This window comes from Flavobacterium limicola (assembly GCF_003634755.1).
Classification (GTDB): domain Bacteria; phylum Bacteroidota; class Bacteroidia; order Flavobacteriales; family Flavobacteriaceae; genus Flavobacterium; species Flavobacterium limicola.
This window is the reverse complement of the sequence record NZ_RBXA01000001.1, coordinates 681833-694733: the sequence shown is the minus strand read 5'-3', so window position 1 is coordinate 694733 and position 12901 is coordinate 681833. Positions and strand designations below refer to the sequence as shown.

The following is a 12901-nucleotide window of genomic DNA, read 5'->3' as shown; positions in this document are numbered from 1 at the left end:
CAAAAAAAAGTAATACCAAGTATAACAATCGATTATAAATTAATACTATTTTTACAAAAACACACAGATGCACTTTGACTTTGGATTTTACAGTTCTGTTTTACTTATTTCTTTTACCCAAGGCATTATTTACAGTTGTCTATTACTTGCTAAAGCTATTAAAACCGAAAACAAATCTAATTATTGGCTGAGTCTTTTTATTTTTCTATGTAGTCTCTACATTGCACCTTGGCTACTTGGTTTTGGTGGCTGGTATGACAATCAACCGTACCGGGATATTTTGTTTTACACACCGTTTCAGCATCTCTTTTTTATTGGACCCGTAATCTTTTTTTACACGCAAAGTTTGTTGAATCCTTCTTTTAAATTTTCAAAAAAAGACATTGGTCATTTGCTTCCTGGATGTATCTATTTTATTTATATCATCTCCATTTTTATTTACGATAAGTTCATCTATGGTGATTACTACTTTTATAAAGACGGAATGGACAAGGATTTTGATGCATTGTATCAAAAACTAGGTTTAGCCTCGATGATTTTTTATTTTATTTTAAGTATTCGATATTATAATGTCTACAAAAAACTAATGTTTCAGGTGGTAAGCTACGCTGATTCCATTTTGTTTAAATGGATAAAAACGTACTTGATTGCCTTTTTGGTAATGCTCGTTTTGCCAATTATTTTTGACATCATTGAATATATTTATCCAGAAATGAAATCTTACAAAGGTAGCTGGTGGTTTTATTTGTTCTTTTCGATTGTCATGTATTACATTGCTGTCATGGGATATTCTAATCCTGTGCTGTCGTCCATTCCGTATAAAATGTCATTATTTGATAAAAAACCTGTTCTTTTATTGGGTGAAAATCAACCCAACGAAACAGAAACGATTATTGATATTCAGCATGAAACTTTTGAAGAAACTATTTCGCCGGAAATCGAGCATTGGAAATCTAAAATTGAAATGCTGATTCAAGAACAAAAACTATATCAAAATCCTGAATTAACACTTACGGATTTAGCAAAAAATTAGAAACCAACGCTTCAATAATTTCTAAAACCATCAATCAAGGTTTTCAAATGAACTTTAACGACTGCATCAACACTTACCGAATTGAAGCTGTAAAAAATAGTTTTGCAAATGGCGAACATAAAAAATCGACCTTACTAGGAATTGCTTTCGATTGTGGATTTAACTCCAAAGCAACTTTTAACCGCGCATTCAAAAAAAATACCGGAAAAACACCCAAAGAATATCTAGATTTTCTATAAAATACACTTATTTAACGATTTACACACTTTAAAAATGAGTATCAAATTATAACTTGAAGCGCTCAACAGTTTTTTATGCTCCAACTTTGCCCTGTTGTTAATTACTAACAGCATCAAAACCTAAAGCATAAATTATGAAAAAAATCTTCTTCGCAATCGTACTAACAATTACGTCGTTTGCAAATGCGCAACTAAAGGGTTCCGGAAAAATAATTACAAAAACCTTCGATTACAAAAACTTTGACAAAGTCTATTTTGAAGATTTAGATGGAAAAATCGAAGTCGAAATTGGTAAACCTTGGAGTATTTTAATTACAATTGATGACAACCTAGAAAGTCTTTTACATCTATCGGAAAATGTTTCAGAGAATGAATTAAAAATTCAATTCAAAGGAAACAAAGACAATCAAATGTATGTTGAAAATAACAATTCAAAAATCAAAATTACAATGCCAGAAGCGAGTGTCATTAAAAATTCCGGAAACAGTAATTTGAGTGTTCAGAATATTTCAGGCCATTACTTTAAACTGGAAAATACTGGAAATGGTGATAGCAATATTAGTGGTACAGTTGATGTTTTGGACATTATTAAAATTGGAAATGGCGATGTTGATGCTTCTAATCTTAACGTTAAAAAAGCGGAATTAAAAAGCACTGGAAACGGAGATTTAATTGTAAATGTTTCTGAAACACTTTCAGCTAGATTGACCGGAAATGGCGATATCATAAATACAGGCAAAGCAAATTTTGATTCGGGCTCAAAAAAATCAGGCAATGGAGATTTAATTCTTAAACTCTAACAAATTCAAATCTAAAAAATATGAAACTACTCACTAGAATTACAAAACCTATACTATTACCAAATTGGTCACAAGATTTATTTTTAACAATTCCGCGAATTGTATGTGGATATTTACTCGCTTTCGATTTTGGAGCAGCAAAATTCGGAATGCCCTGGTCACCAATTGACAATAATTTAGGATTATTTGAAGTCGCTTTTTGGTTCCCCAATGATGTTGCTAGTTATGGAGGAATTTTTGCTATTGCTCCAGCGTTCTTTGCTTGGATGGGTGCCTTTGCAGAAGCAGTTGGCGGCATATTTTTACTACTGGGACTGCAAACAAGAGTAACATCATTCCTTATTATCTGCACGATGCTGGTTGCTATTTTCATGCAACAAATCAACAACGGACTATGGAATTGTCTTGCCGCAATGGGATTTCTTTGGATAACAATGTTCTATTTAATCCTTGGTTCAGGAAAATTTGGAATTGATTATTTATTATCTAAAAAATAACGCGTATTATGAAAACTAAACTAGCAATAATAACACTATTACTTTCTTTAATTTTGACAAGTTGCGTTCAAAAAACGTATCACAAAATAGTTGTTTTTACATTGGATGCATCCGAAATAAAAAACATTAAAACTGTGGGTATAAAAGGGAATGACAAACCCTTATCATGGAGCAAAAGCAGTGAAATGAGGGCCATTAAAAAAGACAGTCTATACCAGTTAACCATTACTTTTGAAACTGGTTATACGTTTACTGAAATAAAATTTATGGTAAATGAGAGTTTAGAATTTGAAAACCAAGACAACCGAAGAGTCAATTTCTCCACAACAGACACTACTTTTTACAAAGCAAAATTCAATTACAAGCAAACAAATCCTTAATTCTTAATTTTTCAAACCCCACATAATTAAATCGAATTCAACTGTCAAACTTTTACCTTATATTTGCAAATTAAATGCGAGAGCATCAGTAAAATTGACAGATACAGAAAATGAAACACATAAGGAATTTTTGCATAATTGCACATATTGACCACGGAAAAAGTACGCTTGCTGACCGATTATTAGGCGCAACACAAACCGTTACTGCTCGTGAGGAAAAAGCGCAATTACTAGACAATATGGACTTGGAGCGCGAACGTGGTATTACCATAAAAAGTCATGCGATTCAGATGGAATACACCTACAAAGGGCAAGAATACATTCTGAATTTGATTGATACTCCAGGACACGTCGATTTTTCATATGAAGTTTCTCGTTCGATTGCAGCTTGCGAAGGTGCACTTTTGATTGTAGATGCAGCGCAAAGTATCCAAGCACAAACGATTTCGAATTTATATTTGGCTTTAGAAAATGATTTAGAAATAATTCCAGTTTTGAATAAAGTCGATTTACCAAGTGCCAATCCTGAGGAAGTAAGCGATGATATTATTGATTTACTTGGATGTAAATTAGAAGACATAATTCACGCATCGGGTAAAACTGGTTTTGGTGTAGAAAATATATTGGCAGCAATTATCGAAAAAATTCCGCCTCCATCAGGAAATGTAGATGAGCCGTTACAAGCATTGATTTTTGACTCACATTACAATCCGTTTCGCGGAATCGAAGTTATTTTCCGTGTGAAAAACGGACAAATAAAAAAAGGCCAAAAGATAAAATTCATGGCTACTGGAAATGAATATTTTGCAGACGAAATTGGTACCTTGAAACTAAACCAAGTTCCGAAACAAGTAATTTCTGCAGGTGATGTTGGATATTTAATTTCTGGGATCAAAGAAGCAAAAGAAGTAAAAGTGGGTGATACGCTAACAGATGCGAAAAACCCGACTACCAATATAATTACTGGTTTTGAAGATGTAAAACCAATGGTTTTTGCGGGAATTTATCCTGTAGATACTGAAGATTATGAAGAGTTGAGAAACTCTATGGAAAAACTGCAGTTGAATGATGCTTCGTTGGTATTTTTGCCGGAAAGTTCAGCAGCTTTGGGGTTTGGTTTCCGTTGTGGATTTTTGGGAATGTTGCACATGGAAATTATTCAGGAGCGTTTGGAGAGAGAGTTTAACATGACTGTGATTACTACCGTTCCCAACGTTTCATATTTAGCTTACACAAAAAAAGACCCTACAACACCGCTTATCGTAAATAATCCTTCGGACTTGCCGGAGCCTTCTCGTTTGGATCATGTTGAAGAGCCTTTTATAAAAGCAACTATCATTACCAAATCCGATTATGTTGGAAATGTAATGAGTTTGTGTATCGAAAAACGTGGGTTGATTACCAATCAGACGTATTTGACTACCGAACGTGTCGAGTTGACTTTTGACATGCCTTTGGCAGAGATTGTATTTGACTTTTATGACCGTTTGAAAACAGTTTCTAAAGGATATGCTTCTTTTGATTACACGCCAATTGGGATGCGAACCTCTAATTTGGTTAAAGTAGATATCTTATTGAACGCTACCATTGTTGATGCTTTATCCTCTTTGATGCATGCCGATAATGCATATTCTATTGGTAAAAAAATGTGTGAGAAACTAAAAGAATTAATTCCACGTCAGCAATTTGACATTCCTGTTCAAGCTGCAATTGGTGTGAAAGTTATTTCGCGTGAAACGATAAAAGCATTACGTAAAGATGTAACTGCCAAATGTTATGGTGGAGATATTTCTCGTAAACGTAAACTTTTGGAAAAACAGAAAAAAGGTAAAAAACGTATGAGACTGGTTGGAAATGTTGAAATTCCACAAGAAGCATTTATGGCTGTTTTGAAGCTGAATGATTAGATTTTTTTTAGAAGAAAGAATAAAGAGAATAGAGGAAACCTGACGATGTTAAAATTGTCAGGTTTTTTTGTTTTTATTTATCTTTTAACCATTCAAACAATCGTTTTGCATCTTCGAATTTAAATAATTGGCTTCCTTCATTCATCGTTGCTGCTGAACCGCAAGCGACTCCCCAACGGATTACTTCTTTCAGGCTTTTATTTTGCGAAAGCGCCCAAACCATTCCACCCACCATACTGTCACCGGCACCTACTGTGCTTTTTTTAGCCACATTGGGAGCTGGAACAAATTCGTAAGAATCTTTCGTTACCAAAACTGCACCTTGTGGACCTAGAGAAACGACTACGATTTCAGCGCCACCTTTAGCAATTATTTGTTTTGCGGCTTCGTTTACTTCTTCTAGCTCCAATCGCTCTACGCCAATTAGTTTTGCAAGTTCACCAACATTTGGTTTGATCATATAAACACCCACTTCTAAGGCTTTTTTTAATGCTTCGCCTGAAGTATCCACAATTAATTTAGCATTTGTTTTTTTTGCAATTTCTGCGATTTTTGAATAAAAATCGGCTGACAAACCTTCATTCAAACTACCGCTGGCTACTAGGAATTTTGATTTTAAAGCTGCTATGGTTTCTAAAATTCTTTCGCTTTCTTCTTCGGAAATTTTTCCTCCGGTAAATCCAAAACGGTATTGAGAATTCGTATTATCATCCACAGCTACAAAACTTTCTCTGGTCCAACTTTCCACGGCAACTGCTTCATAGGCTATCGATTCTTTACTAACCAATTCTTCCAGCATTTTACCTGTAGGTCCGCCAGATGTAAAAACCGCCAACGAAGTTCCGCCCAAACGGGAGATTGCCTTAGATACGTTGATTCCGCCTCCACCAGCATCAAACCGCGGTTCCTCACAACGTATTTTTTGTTCTGGAACTAAGCCTTTAAAATGGGTGCTTTTATCTAAAGCCGAGTTAACTGTTATAGTAACAATATCAAATGATTCCATTGTTGATGATTTTAATTACTTAAAGATGCGAAAAAATGGCGAAAATTGATGCAATTCGAGGCAAATATTTCTTTGTATATTTGCAACTTCAAAACAATAAAAATAATGATCGAAGATAAAAGCCCACAACGTACAAGTATTGCCCAATTAGGAGAATTTGGATTGATAGACCATTTGACAAAAAACTTTGAAATCAACCAGCCTTCTACTCTAAAAGGGATTGGCGATGATGCTGCCGTTTTGGATTTCAAAGATAAAAAGGTCGTTATCTCTACGGATTTACTGATTGAAGGAGTACATTTTGACTTGGCTTACATGCCCTTAAAACATTTGGGCTATAAAGCAGTTGTAGTCAATGTTTCAGACATTTGCGCGATGAACGCCAAACCAACACAAATTACGGTTTCTGTTGCGGTATCCAATCGTTTTCCTTTGGAAGCTTTAGATGAATTATTTGCAGGAATTACGCATGCAGCACGTGAATATAATGTTGATGTTATAGGGGGAGATACAACCTCATCACAAAAAGGATTAATCATCAGTATAACTGCTATTGGCGAAGCAGATGTAGAGGAGATTGTTTATAGAAACGGTGCTAAAGAAACTGATTTATTAGTAGTTACCGGTGATATTGGTGCTGCGTATATGGGATTGCAAGTTTTAGAAAGAGAAAAGCAAGTTTTTCAGGTGAATCCAAATTCACAACCTGATTTAGATGCGTATACATATCTTATAGAACGTCAATTGAAACCGGAAGCACGTAAAGATGTCCGTACTTTATTGCATGCTTTAGAAATAAAACCAACTTCAATGATTGACATATCGGATGGATTGTCATCTGAAATCATGCATTTGTGCAAACAGTCCAAAGTGGGTTGTAATTTATATGAGGACAAATTACCTATCGATCCAACATTTATTAATGTTTGTGAAGAATTCAATATCGACAGTACAACAGTTGCCATAAACGGAGGCGAGGATTATGAATTGCTTTTCACCATTGCCATGGAAGATTTTGAAAAAATCAAAGCAAATCCAAATTTCACTATTATTGGGCACATGACACAAGAAAGCGAAGGCATTCATTTAGTAACTCGTGCCAATACCAAAATTGCTTTAAAAGCACGTGGTTGGGATGCTCTAACTGAATAAAAATTCATTAAACAACACAAAAAACGACACTTACTAGGTGTCGTTTTTTATTTAAGAAAATTTAGAAAAGCAATCCTTTATTTTTTGCCTCACGGACTAAGTCGATATCGCTACCGCCTTCTATCTTTAATAACTCTTTTAGGTTAAGTTTTCTTCTTTCAATTGCGACTAATGAAATCGGGATGTATTGCGTAATATCGTTTAACTTAGTACCTTTTGATAAATGAAATAAAATTTGTTTATCAAATTGATCAATTTGTATCGTATTTTCTTCAGATTGATTCAGCATTTTCAAAACCGACTCACTATAATATTTGTTATTTTTTAAAACTTTATCGAATGCAAAAAGTAATTCATCAAACGTTAAATCATTTTTTATAACCAGCCCACTCGGATTTATAGTATTTATAATGGTTTTTATATTTAATAGTTCCGTGAACATGGTTAGCAGAATAACTTTGCAATTCGGCATATATTGCGATAATAATTTTGCTAAATCCTCACCAGAATAAATATTTTTTTCTGCATACGGGGGCATACTAATATCCAAAAAAGCGATATCAAATACCGGAGTATCCGGATTAGTAATAATGTTATATGCAGATTGACAATCTTTAGCCTGATCAATATAAAAATGATATTGCTCTGGATGGTAGCGTGTTATTGCATTTTTATACCCTTCAATTATAAAAGGATGGTCATCAACAATCAATATGTTATTTTTGATTATGATGTCTGCAGTTGAATCAATTGTCATTTATTTGTAAGTATTTATATTTATTCTAACGCAATTTTGACTGCAATAATTGTGCCTTCTCCCATTTTAGAATTTATCTCAACGGTTCCGTTACATTCATGGGTTCTAGAACGGATGTTTTGTAAACCTATTCCTTTTTTTGATCTGTTAACATTAAAACCTATTCCATCATCGATAATTTCCAGAACAAGATTATTTTCGGCTTTCTTAAATTTTATGTTAATGGTATCTGCATTGGCATATTTATTAATATTTTGCAAACACTCCTGGATAATTCGATATAAATTAATTTTAGTCGAGTTACTCATTAAATCCCACTTAATAGCTGGATCAATACTTAAAATCAACTTAGATTCAAAGGTTTTCTTTTGGTCCTCAAATAAGTCGTTTAGAATGGCTACAAAGTTATTAATTAATTCTGATTTTTCCCTACTCAAATCATGGGAAATCTCACGTATATCTTGTTCAATATTCTTTAATTCCAGCAGGTAATTATTTCTTTTTTCAACGGCAATGGTATCATCAAATTTATTTAGACTGTCCAAATTAATACGCAAACCAAACATCCTGCCTAAAACACCGTCATGCAATTCCTGGGCGACTCTTTTTTTCTCTTTAACTCTTCCGGTTTCAATAGTACTTTGCTGGGAAATCATTAAATTATAAATATCTTCATTGGCTTTTTGTTGCCTCTGTTTATAAATAAGGACTTTATTCTTATTTTTTTGTGTCTTTACGACATAAAGAAATAATCCAAACACTACAAAAGAAAGTAAAGCATACAACAGATTCCTGTTTTTAGCCGTCAAATTAGAGTTTTTTTCCTTTACCTCTTCTGTTTCAAATTCAATACGGGAGAATTTATTCCCTATTTTTCGGTCTGATTTTTGGAGTTTTTCATTGACAAGAATGTATTCTTTCGAATAAACTGCAGCATTTTGAGGCTCAATGATAGACAATTGTTTTAATGAGATTAAAATATTCCGATAATTGTTGGTTTTTTGTGATAATTCAAGTGCTTCTTTCGCGAACTGCGTTGCTTTTATAGTATCACTCCCAGACATAAAATACTCTGACAAATTAAGTTTACTTGCAATGATACCCGTTGTGAGTTGTAAACTATCTTTAATTTTTAATGATTGAAAAAACAAATCTGGCAGACTATCCTTTTCATTTAGCTTAAATTTAGCGTGGCCTAAATTATCTAACAGCATGGCATACAATGAGGGTTTGTCTTTAGCTACATTTTCTTCTTCTAATCCTTTTTGAAAAAAAGATTTTGCTTTCTTAAAGTCTTTTTTGTTTTGATAAACTAAGCCAATATTATTGTAAGAAGTAGCTTTTGGCTGAGAGAAAGAAGCCATTAGCTCATCATCAATACTTGCTAAAGCTTTGTTATGATAAACCATTGCATTGTTATAATCCTCTAATTCATTATAGATTAATCCCAAAAGATTGTAAGCATCATAAAAAACATCATTGTTTTCAGTATCCCTTATAATTTTTAAAACCTTAAAAACACCTTTTTCAGAGCCTAATAAGTCGCTTTGATTAAATTGTAAGATTGCTTTTTTAATAATTGTTTTTGCTAAATTATAATTGTCATTTAACCCAATATATTTTTTTTCTGCATTATCATAGTATAAAAAGGAACTATCTGGCATCGATTGAGAATCATAATAATCTCCCAAATACGTATTCCCTTTTGCTGTACTGAAGGCATCCTGTTTCATTTCTGATTTTTTTAATATCAGGTGTACAACTTTATTATATTCTTTCCAGTTTTCTAAATTAAAGTAGCGATTGGCAATCTTGAATAGATTTACACGATATATAGAATCATTTTCTTGCGAAGAAATGACATCTAATGCTTTTAGGATGTATTTTTCTCGCTCGCCAGAAGGCAAATCAAAATCATTTGCTAAGGAAAAATAGGTCTGTAAACTGTCTTGAGAACTTGAAATTGTTTTAGGTACTATTTTTTTTTGCGTGCAACTTAACACAAAAAAAACAAAAAAAGTAATTAAATAAAAAGGATGTCTCAATAGTTCTGATATTATTCCATCAAAAATAATAAATTAAACTATTGGTATAAAAAAAGCTACTAAATAATTAGCAGCTTTTATAAATAAGAATAAATCTATTTTATTTAATCATTTTTTTTATTTCCACCTGCTGAACCACTACCTGTAAGCTCAAATTTTACATTTTCGATTTTAAAAACCTCTGCTTTATTGTCTTTTTTTGTTACTGAAGTGATTTCTTCATTTGAATTAAAAGAAGTTAATACCATCACTAAAGAAAATAATCCGATTGTTACTATTGCTTTTTTCATAATTTGGGGATTTTATGTTTTTGTTGTTTTTACATTTGTTATGATGGTGATTATCACTGCATCATGATGTAAAACTACTTCGCATATCCCAAAAAACAACACCTGAAAAAGGGTTAGTGGTAGAACATATTCAATTGGTAGTGTACAGGTATCAAATTAGGGTAAACTGCATTATTTTAAATTTCCAGGTAATTTCCATTAGCAAAATCAGAAATAACGCGATCAACGTTACCTTTATATAACTTAGAAAAAGGCAATCTTGAATTGGTGTTTTTTATATAGCAAACTGAGTTTCCATTGTGGATTCGAGAAATATAATTGCGATTTACAATATAACTTTTATGAATCCTGATAAAAGGATAGGATAATACCGCTTCAAAATATTTTAGCGTTTTGAAAGCAGTTATCATTTCACCGTTATTCAAATGGATATCTGTAGAATTATTATCTGCTTGCAAGAAACAAATGTCTTTAGCATCAATATACCTATGATCTCCATAGGATTTTATACACAATCGTAAAGGATGTAATTCATTTGGCATTTTTTGCTCCCATGAAAATGGAAAATTGTCAGTATGTTTTGCTCGTTCGACAATCCCTATTTCTTCCTCCCTTTTTGATTTATTTAACCTCAACAACAATTTTATAATATCCGATTGAGTTACCGGCTTCAATAAATAGTCTTTCACTTCATATTTAAAAGAATCAAAAGCCAAATTCTTTTCTTGCGTAGTCACAATAATCTTAGGAAGTATCGTTAAATATTTGTGTAAAGTATCAATAAAACTAAGTGATAAATTAGAACCCACATGTACTGGATCAATTTCGAGAAAAATTATTTCCGGTTTTTTTTCTAAAATAAGGTTTAAACCATCCGCAGCATTTTGTACGGATCCAATAAAGGAAAGTTCTGAAAAACCATCTGCAATTGCTTTAGTTTTCAAAATACTTTCTTGATCATCGTCAATAATAACGTACGAATAATTCATCGATCACCTTTATATTTGATTAATTACTACATAAAAGAAACTGTTTTATAAGTAACTTAACCTATTATTTCAGACAAATGTACTACAATTAGTTAAATAACAATTTAGACGCTACTGCTATTAAAAATTCCATAAATCAATTTAAGAAGTTAGTAGACTATTGTGAATCTAAACCAAAAAAGCTTCTCAATCGAGAAGCTTTTTTGAATATAGACTAAAAATAATTACATTTTCATCAACCAGTTTTTCATTGAAACTTCATTTTCTATAATGGATTTCAAGTCGGCGATAGCTACACGGTCTTGTTTCATTGTATCTCTGTGACGAATCGTAACTGTTTGATCTTCGATAGTTTGATGATCAACAGTAATACAGAAAGGAGTTCCCAAAGCATCTTGTCTTCTGTAACGTCTTCCTACCGCATCTTTTTCATCATAAGAAACATTGAAATCCCAGCGTAAATCTTCAATGATTTTGTGTGCGATTTCTGGTAATCCGTCTTTCTTTACCAATGGTAAAATGGCTGCTTTTGTTGGAGCCAGAACCGAAGGTAATTTCAGTACTGTTCTTGTGGAACCATCTTCTAATGTTTCTTCTTTTAATGAAGTTGCAAAAACAGCTAAAAACATTCTGTCCAATCCTACTGAAGTTTCCACTACATAAGGAACATAATTCTGGTTCAATTCAGCATCAAAATACTGTAATTTTCTACCGGAGAATTGTTCGTGCGCTTTCAAGTCAAAATCCGTACGAGAGTGAATTCCTTCTAATTCTTTGAATCCAAAAGGAAAATTAAACTCAATATCAGCAGCAGCATTCGCATAATGCGCTAATTTTTCGTGATCGTGGAAACGATAATTTTCTCTTCCTAAACCAAGTGATAAATGCCATTTTAATCGAGCTTCTTTCCAGAATTCATAATGCTTCATTTCTTCGCCTGGACGAACAAAAAATTGCATTTCCATTTGTTCAAACTCCCGCATACGGAAAATGAACTGTCTTGCAACGATTTCATTTCTAAATGCTTTTCCTGTTTGTGCAATTCCAAAAGGAACTTTCATTCTTCCTGATTTTTGTACGTTCAAGAAGTTCACAAAAATACCTTGAGCCGTTTCCGGACGCAAATATAAATCCATAGCTGAATCCGCAGAAGCGCCAAGTTTTGTACCAAACATCAAGTTGAATTGACGTACTTCTGTCCAGTTTCTTGAGCCTGATTCCGGACAAGCAATTTCTAATTCTTCGATTAATGCTTTTACATCTTCCAAATCTTCGTTACCAAGAGAACGCGCCATTCTTTCCAGAATTTCTCTTTCTTTAGCTTTGTACTCCATGACACGGGCATTTGTAGTCACAAATTCCTGTTCGTTGAAAGCATCACCAAAACGAGCACGTGCTTTTTCGATTTCTTTGATTGCTTTTTGATTTAGCTTTTCAGCATAATCTTCAATCAAAACATCTGCTCTATATCTTCTTTTTGAATCTTTGTTGTCAATCAATGGATCGTTAAAAGCGTCAACGTGACCAGATGCTTTCCAAGTCGTTGGATGCATCAAAATTGCCGCGTCAAGACCTACAATGTTATCATTCATTTGAACCATTGCTTTCCACCAATATTCGCGTATGTTCTTCTTTAATTCTACTCCGTTTTGTGCATAATCATAGACCGCACTTAAACCATCGTATATTTCGCTTGACGGAAAAATAAATCCGTATTCTTTTGCGTGCGAAACTACATTCTTAAATAAATCTTCTTGTTTTGCCATAATACTGCAAAAATATAAAAAGTGAACTTAAAAAAAAGAA

Annotated in this window: 13 protein-coding genes; 7 read left to right on the top strand and 6 right to left on the bottom strand. The window is 33.0% G+C overall.

The genetic code is table 11. The features are described 5' to 3' along the window. The first annotated feature begins 67 nt into the window (after window positions 1-67). From BC952_RS03070 to lepA, 6 genes are all read left to right on the top strand, one after another. Entirely contained in the window at window positions 68-1033 is a 966-nt protein-coding gene (locus BC952_RS03070; RefSeq protein ID WP_208639966.1) for an AraC family transcriptional regulator, read from the top strand. A gap of 47 nt (window positions 1034-1080) precedes the next feature. After that, window positions 1081-1272, top strand: coding sequence for a helix-turn-helix domain-containing protein (locus BC952_RS14905; RefSeq protein ID WP_208639973.1), 192 nt, complete (start codon window positions 1081-1083; stop codon window positions 1270-1272). Between the two features lie 134 nt (window positions 1273-1406). Continuing rightward, complete coding sequence (locus BC952_RS03065; protein ID WP_121364197.1) at window positions 1407-2072, top strand: GIN domain-containing protein; 666 nt, start codon at window positions 1407-1409, stop codon at window positions 2070-2072. A 20-nt stretch (window positions 2073-2092) separates the two neighbouring features. Beyond that, window positions 2093-2569, top strand: a complete 477-nt coding sequence (locus BC952_RS03060) for a DoxX family protein (RefSeq protein WP_121364196.1) — start codon at window positions 2093-2095, stop codon at window positions 2567-2569. A gap of 8 nt (window positions 2570-2577) precedes the next feature. Further along, entirely contained in the window at window positions 2578-2949 is a 372-nt protein-coding gene (locus BC952_RS03055) for a hypothetical protein (RefSeq protein ID WP_121364195.1), read from the top strand. 110 nt (window positions 2950-3059) lie between these two features. Next, on the top strand, window positions 3060-4856 hold the full coding sequence (gene lepA, locus BC952_RS03050; RefSeq protein ID WP_091166283.1) for a translation elongation factor 4: 1797 nt from the start codon (window positions 3060-3062) through the stop codon (window positions 4854-4856). Window positions 4857-4929: 73 nt separating this feature from the next. Here the strand turns inward: lepA and BC952_RS03045 are convergent, their stop codons facing one another. Continuing rightward, window positions 4930-5862: a 1-phosphofructokinase family hexose kinase gene (locus tag BC952_RS03045; RefSeq protein WP_121364194.1), complete on the bottom strand. Its 933-nt coding sequence runs from the start codon at window positions 5860-5862 to the stop codon at window positions 4930-4932. A gap of 105 nt (window positions 5863-5967) precedes the next feature. On the opposite strand from BC952_RS03045, the gene thiL reads away from it, so the two are divergent. Then, a complete protein-coding gene (gene thiL / locus BC952_RS03040; RefSeq protein ID WP_121364193.1) occupies window positions 5968-7014 on the top strand; it encodes a thiamine-phosphate kinase in 1047 nt (348 codons plus the stop codon). A 61-nt stretch (window positions 7015-7075) separates the two neighbouring features. Here thiL and BC952_RS03035 read toward each other — a convergent pair whose 3' ends face one another. The 5 genes from BC952_RS03035 to BC952_RS03015 form a co-directional block, all read right to left on the bottom strand. Then, complete coding sequence (locus tag BC952_RS03035) at window positions 7076-7771, bottom strand: response regulator (protein ID WP_121364192.1); 696 nt, start codon at window positions 7769-7771, stop codon at window positions 7076-7078. 20 nt (window positions 7772-7791) lie between these two features. Next, a complete protein-coding gene (locus BC952_RS03030; protein WP_244200085.1) occupies window positions 7792-9816 on the bottom strand; it encodes a tetratricopeptide repeat-containing sensor histidine kinase in 2025 nt (674 codons plus the stop codon). Window positions 9817-9920: 104 nt separating this feature from the next. After that, window positions 9921-10106 carry a hypothetical protein gene (locus BC952_RS03025; RefSeq protein ID WP_121364191.1) on the bottom strand — a complete coding sequence of 62 codons (186 nt, stop codon included), beginning with the start codon at window positions 10104-10106 and terminating at the stop codon, window positions 9921-9923. Between the two features lie 176 nt (window positions 10107-10282). After that, window positions 10283-11095 carry a LytR/AlgR family response regulator transcription factor gene (locus BC952_RS03020; RefSeq protein WP_121364190.1) on the bottom strand — a complete coding sequence of 271 codons (813 nt, stop codon included), beginning with the start codon at window positions 11093-11095 and terminating at the stop codon, window positions 10283-10285. Between the two features lie 224 nt (window positions 11096-11319). Then, window positions 11320-12861, bottom strand: coding sequence for a glycine--tRNA ligase (locus BC952_RS03015; protein ID WP_121364189.1), 1542 nt, complete (start codon window positions 12859-12861; stop codon window positions 11320-11322). Window positions 12862-12901: the final 40 nt, after the last annotated feature.